General features: G+C 37.7%; 20 protein-coding genes. 15 read left to right on the top strand and 5 right to left on the bottom strand.

Annotated features, from left to right (window positions below):
* Positions 1-290: 290 nt before the first annotated feature.
* The 12 genes from H0173_RS13575 to H0173_RS13520 all read left to right on the top strand — a co-directional run bounded on the left by H0173_RS13575 (position 291) and on the right by H0173_RS13520 (position 13,292).
* Positions 291-1,838, top strand: a complete 1,548-nt coding sequence (locus tag H0173_RS13575; protein WP_260631177.1) for a fumarate hydratase — start codon at positions 291-293, stop codon at positions 1,836-1,838.
* 125 nt (positions 1,839-1,963) lie between these two features.
* Positions 1,964-2,761 carry a delta-lactam-biosynthetic de-N-acetylase gene (gene pdaA / locus H0173_RS13570; RefSeq protein ID WP_221847059.1) on the top strand — a complete coding sequence of 266 codons (798 nt, stop codon included), beginning with the start codon at positions 1,964-1,966 and terminating at the stop codon, positions 2,759-2,761.
* A gap of 282 nt (positions 2,762-3,043) precedes the next feature.
* Positions 3,044-3,937 carry a DNA-3-methyladenine glycosylase family protein gene (locus tag H0173_RS13565; protein WP_221847058.1) on the top strand — a complete coding sequence of 298 codons (894 nt, stop codon included), beginning with the start codon at positions 3,044-3,046 and terminating at the stop codon, positions 3,935-3,937.
* Positions 3,938-3,956: 19 nt separating this feature from the next.
* On the top strand, positions 3,957-5,336 hold the full coding sequence (rlmD, locus tag H0173_RS13560; RefSeq protein ID WP_221847057.1) for a 23S rRNA (uracil(1939)-C(5))-methyltransferase RlmD: 1,380 nt from the start codon (positions 3,957-3,959) through the stop codon (positions 5,334-5,336).
* Positions 5,337-6,145: 809 nt separating this feature from the next.
* A complete protein-coding gene (locus tag H0173_RS13555) occupies positions 6,146-7,147 on the top strand; it encodes a LacI family DNA-binding transcriptional regulator (protein ID WP_221847056.1) in 1,002 nt (333 codons plus the stop codon).
* 85 nt (positions 7,148-7,232) lie between these two features.
* Entirely contained in the window at positions 7,233-8,054 is an 822-nt protein-coding gene (locus H0173_RS13550; RefSeq protein WP_221847055.1) for a transporter substrate-binding domain-containing protein, read from the top strand.
* Positions 8,055-8,095: 41 nt separating this feature from the next.
* Complete coding sequence (locus H0173_RS13545; protein WP_221847054.1) at positions 8,096-8,755, top strand: amino acid ABC transporter permease; 660 nt, start codon at positions 8,096-8,098, stop codon at positions 8,753-8,755.
* Positions 8,756-8,874: 119 nt separating this feature from the next.
* Positions 8,875-9,603 carry an amino acid ABC transporter ATP-binding protein gene (locus tag H0173_RS13540; RefSeq protein WP_221847053.1) on the top strand — a complete coding sequence of 243 codons (729 nt, stop codon included), beginning with the start codon at positions 8,875-8,877 and terminating at the stop codon, positions 9,601-9,603.
* Between the two features lie 57 nt (positions 9,604-9,660).
* The gene (locus tag H0173_RS13535) at positions 9,661-10,407 is read left to right on the top strand and encodes a BtpA/SgcQ family protein (protein ID WP_221847052.1); all 747 of its coding nucleotides are present in this window, start codon (positions 9,661-9,663) and stop codon (positions 10,405-10,407) included.
* 122 nt (positions 10,408-10,529) lie between these two features.
* Positions 10,530-11,012, top strand: a complete 483-nt coding sequence (locus tag H0173_RS13530) for an ureidoglycolate lyase (protein WP_221847051.1) — start codon at positions 10,530-10,532, stop codon at positions 11,010-11,012.
* A gap of 37 nt (positions 11,013-11,049) precedes the next feature.
* Positions 11,050-12,006, top strand: a complete 957-nt coding sequence (locus H0173_RS13525; protein ID WP_221847050.1) for a carbohydrate kinase family protein — start codon at positions 11,050-11,052, stop codon at positions 12,004-12,006.
* 128 nt (positions 12,007-12,134) lie between these two features.
* Positions 12,135-13,292 carry a hypothetical protein gene (locus H0173_RS13520; RefSeq protein ID WP_221847049.1) on the top strand — a complete coding sequence of 386 codons (1,158 nt, stop codon included), beginning with the start codon at positions 12,135-12,137 and terminating at the stop codon, positions 13,290-13,292.
* Positions 13,293-13,389: 97 nt separating this feature from the next.
* Here H0173_RS13520 and H0173_RS13515 read toward each other — a convergent pair whose 3' ends face one another.
* On the bottom strand, positions 13,390-14,943 hold the full coding sequence (locus H0173_RS13515) for an ABC-F family ATP-binding cassette domain-containing protein (protein ID WP_221847048.1): 1,554 nt from the start codon (positions 14,941-14,943) through the stop codon (positions 13,390-13,392).
* 426 nt (positions 14,944-15,369) lie between these two features.
* On the opposite strand from H0173_RS13515, the gene H0173_RS13510 reads away from it, so the two are divergent.
* Positions 15,370-15,507: an IS3 family transposase gene (locus H0173_RS13510; protein ID WP_221847195.1), complete on the top strand. Its 138-nt coding sequence runs from the start codon at positions 15,370-15,372 to the stop codon at positions 15,505-15,507.
* A 65-nt stretch (positions 15,508-15,572) separates the two neighbouring features.
* Here H0173_RS13510 and H0173_RS13505 read toward each other — a convergent pair whose 3' ends face one another.
* From H0173_RS13505 to H0173_RS13495, 3 genes are all read right to left on the bottom strand, one after another.
* Positions 15,573-16,046 carry a GyrI-like domain-containing protein gene (locus H0173_RS13505; protein ID WP_221847047.1) on the bottom strand — a complete coding sequence of 158 codons (474 nt, stop codon included), beginning with the start codon at positions 16,044-16,046 and terminating at the stop codon, positions 15,573-15,575.
* 84 nt (positions 16,047-16,130) lie between these two features.
* Complete coding sequence (locus H0173_RS13500; RefSeq protein ID WP_221847046.1) at positions 16,131-17,012, bottom strand: AraC family transcriptional regulator; 882 nt, start codon at positions 17,010-17,012, stop codon at positions 16,131-16,133.
* 27 nt (positions 17,013-17,039) lie between these two features.
* Entirely contained in the window at positions 17,040-17,627 is a 588-nt protein-coding gene (locus H0173_RS13495) for a TetR/AcrR family transcriptional regulator (RefSeq protein WP_221847045.1), read from the bottom strand.
* 124 nt (positions 17,628-17,751) lie between these two features.
* Here H0173_RS13495 and H0173_RS13490 point away from each other — a divergent pair, with 124 nt between their 5' ends.
* Positions 17,752-18,471, top strand: coding sequence for a CPBP family intramembrane glutamic endopeptidase (locus H0173_RS13490; RefSeq protein ID WP_221847044.1), 720 nt, complete (start codon positions 17,752-17,754; stop codon positions 18,469-18,471).
* A gap of 103 nt (positions 18,472-18,574) precedes the next feature.
* Positions 18,575-18,913 carry a YrdB family protein gene (locus H0173_RS13485; RefSeq protein WP_221847043.1) on the top strand — a complete coding sequence of 113 codons (339 nt, stop codon included), beginning with the start codon at positions 18,575-18,577 and terminating at the stop codon, positions 18,911-18,913.
* Positions 18,914-19,152: 239 nt separating this feature from the next.
* On the opposite strand, the gene H0173_RS13480 is transcribed toward H0173_RS13485, so the two are convergent.
* Positions 19,153-20,376, bottom strand: coding sequence for a M20 metallopeptidase family protein (locus H0173_RS13480; RefSeq protein WP_221847042.1), 1,224 nt, complete (start codon positions 20,374-20,376; stop codon positions 19,153-19,155).
* Positions 20,377-20,383 lie beyond the last annotated feature (7 nt).

Below are 20,383 nucleotides of genomic sequence, written 5' to 3'. Positions count from 1 at the left end.
TGACGGTCACTTTGGGTAAAAATGCGAGTCGAGTTGTCCGTCATAAGACAGATGACAGTCTCTTCGAATTAATACCAGCCCCCCTCATTAACTCTCACTGTAAAAAAGAACTAAAACCATGCTGTCTTTTTCAGAAAATCTTGGTATTCACGCGATGGTTAAGTTTCCCTTTTATAGTATACAAACCTTTATCTTTAAATACATCCGGGATAGGAGTATAATATAGACGGCAATTATAATCATTTTAATGACAAAATAGATATACGCTAAAAAGGGGAAGGGGAACGAGGATGAATATCGAAAAGTTTCAAGAAAGCATGTATCAGCTAATTGTTGAAACATCAACAAAGCTTCCAAGAGATGTACGCCGTGCAATTAAGGCTGCTAAGGAAAGAGAAAGTGCTGGAACGAGATCAGCCATGAGTTTAGCGACCATTACGAATAATATTAAAATGGCTGATGATAACGTTTCACCAATTTGTCAGGATACTGGTCTTCCAACCTTCAAAATTAAAACACCAGTTGGAGCAAACCAGCTTGTGATGAAAGAAGCAATCAAGAATGCGATTGCTCAAGCAACAAAGGATGGTAAGCTTCGTCCAAATGCGGTTGACTCGCTAACTGGGGAAAACAGCGGGGATAACCTTGGAGCTGGAGTTCCTGTTATCAAATTTGAACAATGGGAAAAAGATTATATTGATGCGCGTCTTATCTTAAAAGGCGGCGGCTGTGAAAATAAAAACATTCAATACAGCTTACCTTGTGAGCTTGAAGGACTAGGCCGTGCAGGTCGTGACCTTGATGGTATCCGTAAATGTATTATGCACTCCGTATATCAAGCACAAGGACAAGGCTGCAGTGCTGGCTTCATCGGCGTTGGAATCGGTGGAGACCGTTCTTCAGGCTACGACCTTGCGAAAGAGCAATTATTCCGTTCAAACGACGATGTAAATCCAAACGAAGATCTTCGTAAGTTAGAAGAATACGTGATGGAAAATGCCAACAAGCTTGGAATCGGAACAATGGGCTTCGGGGGAGAGACAACTCTTTTAGGCTGTAAAGTTGGTGTCATGAACCGTATTCCTGCAAGCTTCTTCGTATCTGTTGCGTATAACTGCTGGGCATTCCGCCGTTTAGGTGTTGCAGTAAACCCTGAAACTGGTGAAATTAATGAATGGATGTACCAAGAAGGTGAAAACATCGAATTTGCAGAAACTGAAGCGGAAAAAGAAACAGCAGCTGCTTCTGAAACACAAGCAAATGTGATCACTCTACAAGCGCCAATTACAGAAGAACAAATTCGCAGCTTAAAAGTTGGTGACGTTGTACAAATCAACGGCAGAATTTTCACTGGCCGTGACGCGATCCACCATCATTTAATGTCACATGACGCTCCTGTAGATCTAAATGGCCAGGTTATTTACCACTGCGGTCCTGTTATGCTAAAAGATGCTGAAGGAAAGTGGCATGTAAAAGCTGCTGGCCCAACAACAAGTGCTCGTGAGGAGCCATACCAAGGCGATATCATGAAGAAATTTGGCATTCGCGCTGTAATCGGTAAAGGCGGAATGGGTCCAAAAACATTGGCAGCTCTAGAGGAACATGGCGGCGTGTACTTAAACGCAATCGGCGGTGCAGCTCAGTATTATGCTGACTGTATTAAAGAAGTAGAAGGCGTTGACCTAATGGAATTCGGTATTCCAGAAGCAATGTGGCACTTACGTGTAGAAGGCTTTACTGCAGTAGTAACAATGGATTCACATGGAAACAGCTTACATGCTGATGTAGATAAATCCTCTTTAGAAAAATTAGCTCAATTTAAAGAACGTGTATTTTAATGAAGCGAAGCTCTAGCCATTTTGATGGCTGGAGCTTTTTTTAAATGGCGTTTTTTGACAAAGTAGTTTGCGAATGTTTTAGCTGAGCAGCACAAACAATAAGAAAAAATAGAGGAGGAGTGCAGATGAAACGATTAAAGCATCTGATCATCCTAAGTGTACTATTGTTTACTTTTTCATCATCAGCTCATGCAAACTACGCGAATTCGCCGATTCATTGGGGATTTAACAAAGGCTCTAATGAACAGCCTGCCGAGGCAGGCAAGGCTTTAGATGAGATGCTTGCAAGATTAGGCGCGTATTATAAGGGGGACACAACCAAAAAGGAAATATATTTAACCTTCGATAATGGGTATGAAAACGGCTATACAGCGAAAATTTTAGACGTACTGAAAAAAGAAAAGGTCCCAGCAGCATTTTTTATAACAGGACATTATATCAAAACAGCACCAGATCTTGTTGTGCGGATGGCAAAGGAAGGACATATTATCGGCAATCACTCCTGGCATCATCCCGATATGACAACGATTAGCAATGAAAAAATTGCACGAGAATTAGAAATGGTTCGTGAAGGAACAGAAAAGTTAACTGGGATCAAGCACATGGCTTATCTGCGTCCGCCTCGTGGAATATTTAGTGAACGAACAATTCAAGTGGCCAATCAGCATGGCTATACCCACGTCTTTTGGTCATTAGCCTTCAAAGACTGGGACGTGGATCAGCAAAAGGGTTGGCAATACGCCTATGACAATATTATGAAGCAAATTCATCCAGGTGCAATTCTGCTTCTGCATACCGTTTCCAAGGATAATGCCGATGCATTGGAAAAAGCAATTCAGGATTTAAAAAAACGGGGATATACGTTTAAAAGTTTGGATGACTTGATGATGAGTCATGCGTTTGAGGAGAGAATGCTTTATTGAGAGGGACTGGCGGATATAATGGAAATCTGGCGGAAATATAGTTGGAAGTAGCGGATATAATCAAAAACTGGCGGATATATGAGTGAAAGTCGCCGATAAAATGAAAAAGTCGCTGATAAAAGAATGGAAAGTCGCGATATCATGAAAAAATCACCGATAAATGCTGAAAATCACCGTTATAATAATGAAAATGTACTATAATTTTAAAAATTACCCGAATTGCTTAAGAAATTCGGGTTTCTTTACGTTCTATTTAGGAAAGATAGCCGAAATAATGCTATAATGACGGAAAAATGGTTAAAGGACGGAGCATTCTTGGAAACAATACAAATAAAAGGGCCATACAATTTTGATCTTGTTCTGGACAGGCTTTCCATTGATCCGCTTAATCAAGTGGACATTGCTAATCGATCGGTAAAAGTACCACTTCTGATTGAGGATGAACCAATTGTCGCTGGAGTAAAAGCAGTTGGAACAACACTTGCACCTGAATTTATTATTGAAGGAACAGAGGGGAAATATAAGGAAAAAGCAGACCAAAAACTGGCCGACATTTTTCAATGGCATGTTCCTTTAGAAACAATCAGCGATCATTTTAAGGATACCGATTTAAAGCCAATCTTTGAAAAGCACTATGGCACACCAATTGTTCTTGATTTTTCCCCATATAATTGCATCTTAAAGTGCATTATCCATCAGCAGTTGAATATGTCATTTGCTCATACGTTAACAGAGCGGTTTGTGAAAACTTATGGATTTGAAAAAGAAGGAGTTTGGTTTTATCCGCTGCCAGAAAAAGTAGCAGAGCTGACAGTTGAAGATCTTCGAGAGCTCCAATTTAGTGGACGAAAAGCCGAATATGTCATTGGTATTGCCAAAGAAGTAACAGCTGGAAACTTAAACTTTGAACGACTAAAAACTCAGTCGGACGAAGAGATTTTTAAACAACTAATAAAGTTGCGTGGAGTTGGACCATGGACCGTTCAAAATTTCCTCATGTTTGGGTTAGGACGACCGAATCTTTTTCCGATGGCAGATATCGGCATTCAAAATGCATTGAAAAAATTATATCAATTAGAAGCAAAACCGGCTTTCGAGGATATGGAATCATACTCAAAAGATTGGAAACCTTACTTAAGCTATGCTTCCCTTTATTTATGGAGAAGCATCGAATAATTTGGAGTGATCAAGCACCATGAAACAAGAACAAACAACTAAACTTAAACTTAATCAAACCTTCCCGCTGACTATAAAAAGGCTTGGAATCAATGGCGAAGGTGTCGGCTATTTTAAAAAACAGGTAGTCTTTGTACCAGGAGCCTTGCCTGGGGAAGAGGTAGTCGTCGAAGCTACAAAGGTGAATCCAAAATTCGCTGAAGCAAAAATCAAAAAAATCCGTAAAAAATCGGAATTTCGAGTTCAGCCGCCATGTCCGATATACGAAGAATGTGGAGGCTGTCAGCTTCAGCATCTGCAATATGCCCAGCAGCTGAAAGAAAAACGGGATATCGTTATTCAAGCACTAGAAAGACACACAAAGTTGAATCCTGCGCAATTAGTTATTAGAGAAACGATTGGAATGGAGGACCCTTGGAGTTATCGAAATAAAAGCCAATTCCAAGTTGGGTTCCGAGATGGAAAGGTTCTGGCTGGCCTATATGGAATGAACTCTCACCGTCTCATCAACATTGAACATTGCGCAGTTCAGCACCCGCAAACGAACAAAGCAACTGTAACTGTGAAAAAAATTCTGCAGGATTTGAAGATTCCTATATATAATGAAAAGAATCGAAAGGGACTAGTCCGAACGATTGTCTCAAGAGTCGGTATCCAAACAGGAGAGCTGCAAATTGTCTTAATCACTACGAAAAAAGAACTGCCAAAGAAAGAGCTAATTATTGAGGAAATAAAAAAGCGACTGCCAGAAGTAAAATCTATCATTCAAAATGTAAACGGACAAAAAACATCCTTAATATTTGGAGAAGAAACAGTCAACTTAGAAGGGAATGACTTCATCCAAGAAACGCTTGGCGATCTTTCTTTTGAATTGTCTGCCCGGACGTTTTTTCAGCTAAATCCTGAGCAAACCGTCAAGCTTTATAATGAGGCAAAAAAAGCGGCAGGATTAACAGGAAATGAAAAAGTTGTGGATGCCTATTGTGGGGTAGGAACCATTGGCTTATGGATAGCTGATCAAGCTGCGGAAATTCGTGGAATGGATATTATTCCAGAATCCATTGAAGATGCTAAGAAAAACGCAGCCCGTCATGGAATCAAGCATGCTAAATACGTTGCAGGAAAAGCAGAGGTGTTGCTGCCAAAATGGGTGAAAGAAGGATGGAAGCCAGATGTAATTATTGTGGATCCTCCTCGAACTGGACTTGATGAACAGCTACTAAAAACCATTTTAAAGGTAAAGCCGAAGAAGGTTATTTATGTGTCTTGTAATCCATCAACGCTTGCCAAAGACATTGATGTTTTGAGTGGCAGTTATAAAGTGGAGATGATTCAGCCGGTGGATATGTTTCCGCAGACGGCACATGTTGAGTGCATATCGCAGTTAGTACTAAAATAGTCTATGATCAATATCAAAGCTCAATCCTATTAATGGGGTTGGGCTTTTTGTGTATTTGTGAAACACTATTTTTCGGGAGTCACAGTGACAATAGTTTGTATCATTCACGAAATGTGCCATATGGTTCATCTGAATCACGACTGATCCTTCTGTTGTATTTATGGAAATTAATTCCTGGATATAAGAAGAAGGAAAACTAGCTGATTTTATCAAGCTGGAAAATGAAGGTTTAGTCCCGAAACGAGTGACGAAATGCATATTTTTACAAGCTAAATAAATTATTTAAACGATTGGGTGAAATGTAAGCACATATTCAAGCATCGCATATAAAACGAGTAGCACCCCCTAGTATGATAAACCTATTAATTTAAGGAGGTGCTTTTTATATGTCACAACAAAAACTTTAGCTTATATGAAGAAACAAAACAAAGGCTTTGGGATATACACAATAATAGACAGGGTCGCACAAATGGCAATCAGTACGGTTATTGAACTTATCTTCGAAGGAGATGTTCTTGATAGCGCATTCGGCTTACGTCCTAAACAACTTCTCCTCAATACAAAGTACGTGAGGTTTAGGGGGGATTATTTTAATGTAATTTGGGGCAGGTTTAGTTAATTTCGATATTTACCAAGAATAATTGAAAATATTCAAAAAATGTATTTGACAAATAATTATAAAAAATATAAAATTTCATTAAAGTAACCGGTTACAATGGGATTAACCATTATTAATTAAGGGTTTTTAAATATAGCATTAAACCGATTACAAAGCATAATAAAATGTTGTATGGCGGTGATTAAGTAAAGTGGCAGTAACTATTAGAGATGTAGCAAAACTATCAGGGGTTTCAGTCGCAACGGTTTCACGAGTAATCAATCAAATTAGCACTGTTAATCCTGAAACTCAAAAGAGAGTAAGAAAAGCGATGGAACAATTAAATTATGAGCCAAATCAAGTAGCACAGGGGCTCGCAAGCAAAAAAACACAGACGATAGCATTGGTGCTCCCAAATATATCTAATCCATTCTTTTCGGATATCGTTAGGGCTGTAGAAGATGTTGCTCAGTCGAATGGATTTACAGTTATTCTTTGTAACTCTGATGGACTTGTTTCTAAAGAGCAGTCGTATATAGAAGTCCTTCGTAAGAAATACATTGATGGGATTGTTTTTGCCTCTAACACATTGAGACAAGAGGATTTTGAAAAAATGAAAAAAGATAATATTTCAATAGTCGTTTTAGATTACTCCTCATCTACAGATTCATGCAGTATTGTTCGGGCTAAAAACCGCGAAGGAGCCCGTATGGCGGTTCATCATTTGTTAGAAATCGGATGTGGAAAAATTGCCCATATATACGGACCGTTAGATGACCAAACTGCAAGAAATCGACTTGACGGGTATGAGGAGATAGTACATTCATTTTCTTGGTATTCTCCTACATTACTTGTTCCTGGACAATTTACGATTAACGGGGGAATTGAGGCTACAAAAATGCTTTTGGAAAAACACCCAGACGTAGATGGTATTTTTGCGGGGAATGATTTGATGGCGGTTGGCGTATTAAAAGCACTTCATCAAATGGGAAAGAAAGTTCCAGAAGATGTGGCCGTGTGCGGATTTGATGGTATCTATTTAACTGAAATTACACAGCCGGAACTGACAACAGTCGCTCAGCCGATCTATAAGATGGGGGAGAAAGCTGCAAAAATATTAATTAATAAAATCAACGGTTTGCTTGAGGAAGACAGTATTTATGAATTAGACGTGTCATTAATCAAACGAGAATCAACAATAAAAATTTATTGAAGAAGATCCTGCCATTTTTTTTCTTTGCGGCAGATTAATAGATTAGAAAAAATATAATTATATTATTAAGGGAGGAAGTAAAAAAATGGCAAAGAAAATACTGAGCATTGCATTAATTTTTGCATTAGTAGTGGTTCTAGGTGCTTGTAAACAAGCAACAAGTGCAGGAGAATCTGTCCCTTCGATCCTACAAAAGGTGCAAAAGGAAAAGAAACTGGTGGTTGGAACAGCACCAGGATATTTCTCATTTGAAATGCTAGATAAAAAGGGGAATTTCTTAGGCTATGATATGGATTTAGGACGAGCAATTGCTAAGTCTTTGGGGGTAGAAGTAGAGTTTAAACAATACAAATTCGAGGCATTAATCCCAGCTCTACAGACAGGCGAAATTGATATGGTTATCGCTGCTACCACTATCCGTGGTGATAGGGCAAAAGCAGTTAGTTTCAGCAGTCCTTATTATGCAACAGGACAGGTTTTATTAGTGCCTTCTAGTGATACAACATCCAAATCCTATAGTGATCTTGATAAAGGGGGGAAAAAGATTGGTGCCCAACAGGGAACTACCGGTTCTCTATATGCAAAGGATGGGTTTAAAAATGCAACTGTTGTTGATTTTGATGAATACACAGAGGCTGTAATGGCCATGAAAAAAGGGGATATTGATGCGGTTATTTTTGATGAACCGCTTGTAAGAATGACTGAAAAAATGGAGAATGGCAGTGTTAGAGGGATTTATGAACTTGCAAGCAAAGAAAACCTTGGTGTGATGGTTCCACACGGCGATCTTCAAATTGTTCAATGGCTGAACTCTTTCCTTTACGAATACCTTGGTAGTGCGGATGAATTGGCCTCAAGAGAAAAATGGTTTGAGTCTTTTGATTGGATTGACGATGTTCAACAGTAAAAAATTAGATTCAATCGAAAAGATAATCAGGAGGCAAGTATATGGGGTATATCGTTGACTGGAGTGTGGTTTTTGATAACTTAGACATATTTGTCAAAGGAGCATTTCTAAGTTTAAAAATATCAGCATTTGCGCTTATTTTGAGTATTCCAATTGGGATAATTATAGGGTTAGGTCGTATTTCTCGCAATAAATTCATTTCTTTACTAACTTCAATCTATGTTGAAGTGTTCCGTGGAGTTCCATTACTTGTCTTATTATTATGGATTTACTTTGTCCTTGGATCAGCCTTGAGATTGGGATCATATATGTCAGCCATATTAGGGCTAGGGCTATATGGGGCTGCATTTATTGCAGAAATAGTTCGAGCTGGAATCCAGGCTGTTCCACGAGGACAAATGGAAGCTGCGCGTTCTTCAGGTATGACATATATTCAGGCGATGCGTCTGATTATTTTACCTCAGGCTTTTCGGAAAATTTTACCGCCAATGGCTTCCCAATTTATTATATTGATTAAGGATTCTTCGTTAGTTTCAGTTATTGGAGTAATGGATCTTACATTATTAGGAAGAAATATTGTTACAACCTCATTACGTTCATTGGAGGTTTGGACTTTTATCGCTGTGATCTATTTCCTAATGACGTTCTTGCTTTCTCAAATAATCAGATTCTTTGAAAGAAAGTATAAGGTCGCCGACTAAAATGGCGAGGGTTAAGTAACCCTTGCCTTTACTTAGGAATTCGTTGCCTATCGTTTTTGTAGAAAAACTTCCATGAAACCATTTGGGAAATATTATTTAGAATATGAGGTGATCTCTGATTGATATCAATTAGATCAGTATCTAAAAGTTATGGTAATAAGAAAGTGCTGGACAATATTAATCTAGAAATTCCAGAATCACAGATATATGCATTAATTGGTCCAAGTGGTGCAGGGAAAAGTACATTAATTCGTTCATTAAATTCCCTGGAAACGATTCAAGAAGGTGAAATTCTTGTAAATGGAGTCTCGGTTCATGCTAAAGAAACAAATATAAACCAGTTAAGAACGAATATTGGCTTTGTGTTTCAATCGTTTAACCTTTATCCTCATTTAACCGCATTGCAAAATGTAACCTATGCCCCTATACATGTAAAAAAGATAGCCTCTCAAGAAGCCGAAACAAGGGGGAAAGAACTCCTCGCATCCTTAGGATTAGAGGAAAAGTATAATGAATATCCAGGACAACTATCGGGGGGACAGCAGCAAAGGGTGGCGATTGCACGAGCACTAGCAATGGAGCCAAAAATCATGCTTTTTGACGAGCCCACATCTGCATTAGATCCGGAAATGATTAAAGAGGTTTTGGATTCAATTCGAAAGCTAGCTTCAACTGGTATGACAATGGTGGTTGTTACACACGAAATGGGGTTTGCTAGAGAGATATGCAATAAAATTGTTTTTATGGCTGATGGAAAAATTGTAGAAACTGCATCTCCTGAAAAGTTTTTTACAGCACCAGATTCAGACAGGGCAAAGGATTTTCTAGCAAAAGTAATAAATCATTGATTGTTTTTTAGGGGAATATCTCCATATCTATTATTCAACTTAAAAAGGGGTGAAAAAATGGTTTATCAAAATAAAACGTTTAATGATTTGTTCAAAACGTGTAAGCCTGTACTAGCAATGATTCATCTTAAGGGTGACAGTAGAGAAGAGAAACTGAAAATTGCTAAACATGAAATAGATTTATTATTAGAGAATGATATTGATGCGGTGATAATCGAAAACTATTTTGGATCCACAGAAGATATGGAGGAAGTACTAAAGTATATTTATAAAGAAAGAAAAAATATAATATACGGGATAAATGTACTCGATGATGATAAAAAGGCATTTGAACTTGCAATGAAATATGACGCAAAGTTCATTCAGATTGATTCCGTAGCCGGACATTTGAATGTGGAAGAAGACAAAAAGTTTCATGAATTCATGAATCAAATGCGGTCACAAACAAATGCAATTGTGCTCGGAGGAGTGAGGTTTAAGTATCAGCCCTACCTATCCGGAAGGTCTTTAGAGGAAGATTTAACAATTGCGATGAGCAGGTGCGATGGAATTGTCGTGACTGGCGAGGGTACTGGCATGGAAACAGATTTAGAGAAAATTAGAGCGTTTAGAACATTAATAGGTAATGATTTTCCGTTGATTGTTGGTGCTGGCTTAACTGCAGAAAATTGCTGTTCCCAACTTTCCATTGCAAATGGTGCGATAGTTGGCAGCTATTTGAAGGACAGCTATAAGGATACCGGTGATGTATGTGTTGATCATGTGAAACATTTTATGGAAGAGGTATTTAAATTAAGGGATTAAGCAATAGCAAAGAATCTAATTAATAAAATGGCCAGGGTCACCCAAAAGTACAAGTGACTAGGTAACGATCAGGTAGCCACAGCAGCTTACTATTTTAAGTGAAACTAAAGAGGTGGATGTGGATGAATATAAAAGCAGTACCTGTTTCAAAAATAGATTTTTCAAAGTATGGTACATATTACGATATGAATAATCCATCAGACAATTTGTGGAGCTCACAAGGAGATGGCTGGTCCGACATTCGAACAAAGGCCCCAATTATTAGTAGTGAAGGCAGTCTAGGAATTACTCATGGGTCGCCATTGCCATGTAAAGTTAGTAAGATGGAAAGGCATTTGCATACTCAGGAAGCTCTTTTTTGTTTAACTGACCCGATTGTTATTGCCATTGCAAATAGTGGGGAAGCTAAGCAACCGCTTGCTTCAAATATAGAAGCTGTGATTATACAGCCTGGGGAAGTAATCGTATTAAATAAGGGAATATGGCATGATGCCTGTCATGGCATTAATACATCTGTACGTTACTATTGGTTAGCAGAGGAATATGAGGGTGAACCAACAGAATGGGTCGATATAATCGGCGGCCCTATTGAATTAAATACGTAATAACATAATTTGAAGGGTACTTCATGGAGGTTTAGTAATGAAACAAGACTATTCTTTTTTTATAGGGGACGTCGCTCTTGACGAATATTATCAAGCACCAAAATGGCCAAATATAAGGGAGAAGGTCCTTGTTCAAACTTTAGAACCGCAAATGGGTGGAAGTATGGCTAATGCAGCCTGTGTATATGCTAGATTTAACGAATCTGTCTATTTTCTCTCCCTTCTCAATAGTGGAAATATTACGCAGCTGCTTTGTGAAGATTTACGAAAACAAGGAATTAACACGAATTATATTTTATACGATGATAGCCTACCCGATTCGAAATGCATTGTCATTCTAGCTGAAAACGAACACACCTTATTTATCCCAACTTTAGGAATAAATAAATTTGAAATTACTCCAGAAATCATTGATGCCATGTGTAACGCTAAGTATGTATACTCTACAATCTTAGAAATAAAACCGTTACGATGCGGTGATATGGATGCAATTGATATTATAAAAAAGATTAGAGCATCTGGTACGAAAATAGTTTATGACCTAGATGTTGCTCTTCTTGAAGAGGGAGATGAAATATTCCTCCATGAATCGGATATCGTCTTTTTCAATCAGGTTGGAATTGATAGCTATAGAAAAGATATGTCTATTGAAGAAGCAGTATCGGTATTATTAAATTATGGAACTGAAATTGTGGTAATAACTTTAGCTGAGGAAGGATGTCTTGTTTATTCAAAAGAGCAACAAATTCAGGTCAAAGGGATTTCTGTAGATATTGTTGATGTCACTGGTGCAGGTGATACCTTTTGCAGTTCCTTTATATACGGACTTAATAAATGTAATGATTTACGATTGATAGCAAGTTTTGCAAATGCTGCTGCTGCTCGTGCAGTAACAATTATGGGGGCTCGTGGGGGAGTTGCGACTGTTCAAGAGATACTGGACTTCCTGGAAGAGAGTGGTTTTGAGATTGATGAATTAAATATATTTTTATAAACTAATAGGAATCAATATTAGTAGCAGGAACCATTCAAATAATTGGATGGTTTCTGCCATTTATCAGGGACTAATTAATTGAATCATCTGAATAGGTGGTACGGCTGATATTGATAAGAAGGGATGGTATGTTAATGCAATACTCAACGTATAAAGATGAGCTTTTTGCTGAAATTAAATCTAAAAAGATGGATGAATTCTGTGAAGAGTTTGGGCTCGATGGAATGGAGGTTTTTATGGATGATGTGCTTCCCAGAGATCAAGATTTGTATAATCATAAAGAATGGATCATTCATAAACTTAGTATTTTAAACGTAAAAAGGATTCATTGCTCTTATTGGGCATATCCAACTAGTTTTCTTACAAAAAATAATTTTAATGAACTGGTAGATCGATTTGGAAGCTGTGAGAAAGTCGTTGATTATTATGGTGATCTGACGGGTCATTACATGTTTAAAAGATGGGCGCAGGAATACGAGATTGCTACCGAGTTAAAAGCACAATCTTATATTTTTCATTTGATAGATTACGCCCCAATCGATGGAAAATGGGAGTATACAATCTCGAAAGCGAACATTCGTCAGGCGATGATCTACATGATCCAGCAGTTCTTAAATTATTTAATGGATCGGAATCAACTCACTGAGGATTCACCATCAATTGAAGTGGAAAACGCTGGGTGGGGTTTAGAGCATGGTTTGCAGACCGTGGAGGATTATAAATTAATGTACAGCCAGCTTTATGATCCGTTTCAGAAGGTGAAAATTGGATGGGATATTAACCATCTGCTCCATGCATTAGGTTATGATGAGCAGAAAAAAAGTGCTCAGTTCTTTCTGCCTGACAGTGAAATTAGTGTTCAAATGGTTGAAATGCAACAGATGTATGGAAACGAGCCCAAGGTGTTAGCTGTAAAGTGGTTGGAGCATAATATTTTTGATTCGGAACTGGTTAAACGTATTGGTTGTCTACATCTTTCGGATTGTGCGTTGAAAACGAAGGAATTCTTCCGAAATGGTAAGCTAACAGGCCGTTATTATGATGAGATTATTAAACTTGACAGTTGGGACAAGCAGGAAAATTACGGGGTAGACATTGTACTTTCTTCCTATGACTCACATCTACCATTGGGGGATGGAACCTTGGAACCTGCAAGCATAAAAGCAATGATTCTCAAACTGTATGAAAAAAATCCAGATTTTGCTATCCTGCATGAATTAAAAAATAATAAAAACCAGACTGAGGTACTAACAAAGCAGCTCCTTCGTCTTAATCTAAAGGGATAGCAATGGCGTGTGTTTGTTACAATGCTATTAAGCCATCAATAACGGCTTTATTAAGGGTACCCCAGTAAAATTTTACTGGGGTACCCTTAATCTTTAATTAAAACACTTTTGTAGTCCAATCCTCACAATTCCAAATATCGGTTGCAATTTCACGATAGAAATCAGGCTCGTGGGATACCATCAAGATACTTCCGCGATATGCCTTTAAAGCACGCTTCAATTCTTCTTTTGCGTCTACATCCAAGTGGTTGGTAGGTTCGTCTAAAATTAATAAATTCGTCTCTGTGTTAATAATTTTACACAAACGAACTTTGGCTTTTTCGCCACCTGAAAGAACTTCGATTTTACTTTCAATATGTTTCGTTGTTAATCCGCATTTTGCAAGAGCAGCACGGACTTCAGCCTGATTCATACTTGGGAACTCGCTCCAGATCTCTTCAATACAAGTGTTGTAGTTGGACTGTTTAACTTCCTGTTCGAAGTAACCGATGTATTGATACTCACCACGTTCCACTTTACCCGAAATCGGATTAATCAAACCAAGGATACTTTTTAAAAGAGTAGATTTACCAATACCGTTTGCACCAACAAATGCAATTTTTTGTCCGCGTTCCATTTTCAAATTCAAAGGGCGAGAAAGTGGTTCATTGTAACCAATAACAAGCTCTTCAGCCTCGAAAATCCAACGACTAGATGCACGAGCTTCTTTGAAGTTAAACTCTGGCTTCGGCTTCTCTTTTCCCAATTCAATAACTTCCATTTTGTCGAGCTTCTTTTGACGAGACATCGCCATATTGCGAGTCGCCACACTAGCTTTGTTTCGAGCAACGAAATCTTTCAAATCAGCAATTTCTTGTTGTTGACGCTTGTATGCAGACTCTAGCTGTTGCTTCTTCATTTCGTAAATTTGTAAGAATTTATCATAGTCACCAACATAGCGATTCAATTCTTGGTTTTCCATGTGATAAATTAAATTAACAACTTTGTTTAAGAATGGAATATCATGTGAAATCAATATAAATGCATTCTCATATTCCTGTAAGTAACGCTTCAACCATTCGATATGCTGTTCATCCAAATAGTTCGTAGGCTCGTCTAGTAATAGGATTTCAGGCTTTTCTAGCAGTAGCTTAGCTAGCAACACTTTTGTACGCTGACCACCGCTAAGATCATCTACATCTCGATCGAGTCCAACATCGTCTAACCCTAGACCACGAGCAACTTCCTCAACTTTTGAATTAATTTGATAGAAATCATTACTATCTAAAGTTTCTTGTAGCTCTCCAACTTCAGCAAGCAATGCATCGATATCAGCACCTTCATCACCCATTTTTGCATAGAGTTCATTGATCTCTGACTCAGCATCAAATAGATATTGAAAAGCAGTACTTAAAGCTTCACGCATAGTAGTACCTTTTTGAAGTACAGCATGCTGATCTAGATAACCAACACGTACTTTTCGTGACCACTCCACTTTCCCTTCGTCGGGCTGCAACTTCCCTGTAACAATATTCATGAAAGTAGACTTACCTTCACCATTTGCCCCTACTAGTCCAACGTGCTCTCCTTTTAAAAGTCGGAAAGACACATCATTAAAAATTGCACGATCACCGAAACCATGACTTAAATTTTTTACGTTTAATACGCTCATTTTTTTATCCCCTTATTTAATGTCACATGTGGATATCTTACTAGATTTAGACTAGATTTTCTATCTTGAAATTATTTTTTATGCAAAATGTAATTCGATTATTGGGTTAAATTGAAGTTTGGCCTTCTTTATTAAATGAGGTTATTAAATGATATTTACTTGGGCTTATCACGTAAGAGTTTATTATACACCCAAACGAGAAGGTAAGATATGAGGTATTACCATGTGGAAATAGTTGTACAAAAATTGAAAGAATCGGTTTAGTTCTAAACCAAGATTAAAGGTATACAGTCTATAAGCAGGGCCGAGACGAAACAGTCCAGTACACTTTGTTAAAAATCAGATTCTTTATTGGAAGTAGAGAAAATCTTTTTTTAAGTTTGAATAAATCTTTAAAACAAGTGTAAACTCTGAAAGGAGGCGAAAATAAGCCAAATTCGATTCAAGGTTAAGCATATTGCTATTCATGCGATAGATGAATATATCCATTTCCATACTCATGAAAGATATCAAAAACGATTAAACGGCCTTAGCCCTATGGAATATAGAGCTAAGGCCGCTTAAATCCTTTTTATTATTCCACTGTCTACTTGACAGGGGCACTTCATAAGAAAGAGTCGGCTTTCTAATTAATTCGTTAAAATAGGGAAATATAGATCAAATTCAGATTGGTCCGAATTTGGGTTGTATCTTTTATCATAAAGTTCAAACCAAAAAGCATCCTTTTTAATACTATACCCCGATTCTACAATGGTTTTTCGTGCATGGATTATCGTATCCCCAACCTTATCTGTCGAACCTTTATGAGTAAAGACAGCATAGGTAGCTGCAGGTATGGTTAAAGCAACCATGCCTTCTGGAACCTCATTAAATTTAGAGACTTCAACTGAAGAATAATAAGTAAAATCGGTAGGACGATCTTTTGTTAATCCTATGGATTCCATTGCCTCTGGATTGACCTTTGAATGAATTTCCTCAATTCGACTGACAAAGGCTCCCCATAGTGGCCCAATTTGTTGCAACGCACTGTATGGCCCTGAAAGCTCCATACCAACGGCTTTAAATTCTTCTTTTGAAACTAGTTTGAATGTCATTGTTTCCATATAAACCTCCATAAAAGAATTATTAGTAATTCCCCTCTATATTACTGGAAGGTGCCGGGATATTTTTTGATTTTTTTTGCGATATCAAAAGGGGTCTTTAATCGGGACCCAAATTTCCACACCTATTTCATCACCATTAGGATTGCTCCATCTTTCATTATAAACCTCGATTTCAACCCCAAAATTTAATTGGAAGTTAGTAGTTGGAAGCCATGAACTGTAAATAAAGTTTGCTAGTTTAGGGATGTTTTGTGACGGTCCATAATATGGAAAGACGGCATAAGTGCCACCAGGGACAGTAGAACATATCATGCCTGGAGGAATAGGAACAGTAGGTGATTCTACTTCAAGGCAAGCGATATAGGAGAAATGAATGCCACCCCCTGTTGGACGGCCAATTCCATAGGACACCTGAGGGTCAACCCTGCCCTCTATTTGGTCCATTTGTAATAGAAATGAATCCCATAATGCAGGAATTTGATATTGAATCGTCTCATCTCGATTAGCCGAGCCGGCAATTTCTAGCTGCTGCTTCTCCAACCCTATTACGTAAAACGGATCTCTTCTAACAATGCTGTGAGTCATCCTGATTTCTTCTGATAAAACATCTTCAATCTCATGAGGACCTACAAATTCCAGGTAAGGTTTATCTATACGATACTTTCCAGGTGTAACCCCAAACAACTGCTGGAAAGCCCTTGTAAAAGATTCCTGACTTTCAAATCCATATTCATAAGCGATATCAATGATTCTTTTACTAGTTTGATTTAAATCATATGCAGCGCTAGTAAGTCTTCTTCGCCTTATATACGTTTTAACCGAACAGCCCATAACGGAGGTGAAAATTCGATGAAAATGATATAAGGAATAAGAAGCTTGTGAAGCAACTTTTTCAATAGAGATTTCATCTCGGATATTTTCCTCGATATAATTGATCGCCCGTTGAATGAAAGGAATATATGACAATGAAAAGCCACTCCTTAAGTTCTATTGTTAGGATAATATTCCAGATAAATAATGATCTAAGGTATTCCTTAGTAAATATTCCAGTGATTCCTCACCATTTGTTATTACCCATGAAACAAGAGAACCAATGTAAATATTACTGATATCTTTAGATATTGTCTCAGATGTAAAGTCGGTGGTTATCATAGATTGTTGCTGTCCGTATTGGATCACCTCTTCTGTAATGGATTGAAATAAGTTGAACATCTTTCTAAGTAATTCCTTATATTCTTCATTAATCGTAACTAAATGCATCATATTTTGAGTGAACATATGTGTGGTATGTAACACTGTTGCCATATTCACAATGGAGTTTATAAAGTTTTTTAATATATCATCTTGTTGATTCATTGTAGCTTTCATGTATATTTCAAAATTCTCCAGTTGTTTAAGATCAAATTCGTACAAAATTTGTTCTTTGGATCGGAAGTATGCAAAAAAGGTTGGCTTGCTAACACCTGCCTTTTTTACAATTTCGTCTATAGTAGTCTTTTGGTATTCCTGTATTTTAAATAGTTCCATAGCTGATGTAATAAGCATGTTCTTCGTCTTTTCCTTGTTTTGTTCTCTTCTCATGTTTTGTTCACCATCCTGCATTTTTGAAAAAATGTCACTTTACAAAGAAGCAATTCCGTTTTATATTTTGAATAATACAATAAATTTTACTAAGAGTAAAGATTTTGTGTTAGGAGGGGATTATGTGAGCAATCAGAAAGTATGGATTCTTTTATTGGTTTTGTTAAGCCGCACAATACTTTCACTATTGTCTCAAGGGATTTTTTCCTGGGGGTCAACATTTTCATCCATGCCTTTAGATTACTTAGAAGCAGGAAGATGGTGGACGGTCTACGGGACATTAATTGACATTGGATGTTTGGCGCTAATGTTATGGGTAGTGAAAAAAGAAGGAACTGATTTAAAATCTTTAGTCGGGTTTTCACAAATCAAGATAAAAACAGATTTGAAACAAGCAGGACTACTATTAATTATTGTATTACCGTTAACGGCGTTATGGGGAACTCTTGTCTCTTTTCTTATATATGGGCAATTAACTACTCCTATCCTAGCAGGACCCCTTCCGTTGTGGGGGGAGATTTATAGCGTAATCGCCTGGCCGATTGGTTGGGCAATTATGGAGCAAATGATTTACATGGGATATTGTTTACCGAAACTTGAGAAATTGTTTAGTAACAAGGTAGCTGCAATTTTCGTCGTAATGTTTTTCTGGGCATTACAGCACACCGTTTTGCCGGTCACACTCGATCTCCAATATTCTCTTTATCGTTTTTTAACAGTAATTCCAATGGTGATGCTCCCGATTTATTATTTAAGAACCCGTCGTCTTTTTCCTCTTATCCTTGTACATGTTTTATTTGATAGTTTTTCTGCCCTATCATTCTACTTTTTGCCTATTGATTGAAAAGGGGATGGGTTGATATGAATTACATGAGAATAGAAAATGAATCAAAATTCAATTTAGAAAGATAGAACGCTATGCAATCTGCATGGAAAGGGGAAAAATAATGCTATTAATTAAAAATGCAAACTTGCTGCTACGACTGATGTTGGAATTAAGTGTCCTAATTTCAATTGGCTACTGGGGATTTCAATATAAGAGTTCTTTCATGATTAAATTCGGTTTGGGAATCGGGGTTCCAATCCTTGTAATCATTGTATGGGGGACTTTTATTGCGCCAAATTCTGCCTATCAGCTTCCATTAACATTGAGAATAATTATGGAATTAATTGTTTTTGGTCTCGGTGGGTATGCACTATATTCATCTGGACATCAGAGTTTGTTCAAGACTTTTACCATTCTAGTTTGTATTAATATGATCTTATTACTATATTGGAAGCAATAAATGGCTCTAAAAAGCCTGTGATTCGTGAATTAACATGAATAGGGGGAGGTTATGATGCAAGTTACTTATGTAATATCATATGTACTGTAAATATTTCAAGTAGAGAAGCACCATTAATGCAGGGAGACTTATCAGTGTATAAGACGAACCAATAACTCAATTCGAGGACTAGTGTGGCCAGCCCCCAGTACATTGGGAGGTTGGCCACCTTTTATGGAAGAAGGGAAGACGTGCTTCTTCTATTTATGTTGTGCTTTTAACCATTCCATCGCCACATTAGCATGTAACGCAGCACCATATTTGAAAATATCTTCATTCTGATACATGCGAGGGTTGTGTACAGGTGGCTCTCCTTCTTTGCCAGTACCTAGAACGACGAATCCGGAAGGAACGGCTTGTGAGATGTGAGAGAAATCTTCTGATCCGCTCAATGGTCCAAGATCGGTAATATTTTCTTTTCCCATAATAGCTTCTAATGCAGGCGTAATTTCATCAATAAATGCTGCATCATTACTAGTAGTTGGTGTATGGAAATCAAAAATTTTATAATCTCCACGCCATGCTTTCGCGACATGATCAATCATTTCTGGAATTCGTTTGCACATATGATCTCTTGATTGTTGGTCATAGCTGCGCATATTTCCTTGTAAAACGGCTTTGTCAGGAATAATATTTGTCACAGTACCACCGCTCATGGCCCCAACAGAGAATGTTACATTAGCTCGTGGATCCACTTCACGAGTATATAGTAAGTTTAAGCTTGTATATAGTTGATTCATGATCATATTGGCATCAATCGTTTTATGTGGCTGTGAGCTATGCCCGCCATTTCCTTGAATCTCTACAATATACGTGTCCATGGCTTGTGTTAATGTTCCTTTGTGTACGGATAGCGTGCCAGCTTCTTGGTCAGGCATAATGTGAATCCCAAACGCTGCGTCTACTTTAGGATTTTGCAGTAATCCATCATCAATCATTAACTTAGAACCATATCCCCATTCTTCACCTGGCTGGAACATTAATTTTACAGTTCCTTGCAGTTGGTCTTCATGATCTTTTAACATTTGGGCAGCACCTAATAGCATGGCGACGTGAGAGTCATGGCCGCAAGCGTGCATTTTTCCTTGAAACTTCGATTTATATTCGGATTCATATTCTTCTTCAAGTGGGAGGGCATCCATATCGGCACGAAGGAGGATACAAGGTTCACCTTTGCCGATAGTAGCGACAACACCTGTACAATTTGTTTGTTCGCCAAATCCAGCTTTCTTATATTTCTTTGTAATCTCTTCTGGAACAACACCGCACGGCTTATTTTCAATCCCCATTTCATCTAAGCGTTGTCGGATATATTTTTGAGTGTTCGGAAGGTCGAAACCAAGTTCTGGATGTTGATGCAAGTAACGGCGATCTTTAATAATTTGTTCTTCATGCTTCTTAGATTCCTCAAAAAAATTAACCATGTTATTC

Origin of the sequence: Bacillus sp. S/N-304-OC-R1 (genome assembly GCF_019749375.1) — a bacterium.
Classification (GTDB): domain Bacteria; phylum Bacillota; class Bacilli; order Bacillales; family Cytobacillaceae; genus Cytobacillus.
Note: the sequence above shows the minus strand (reverse complement) of the source record. Positions and strands in the feature narration are given on the sequence as shown.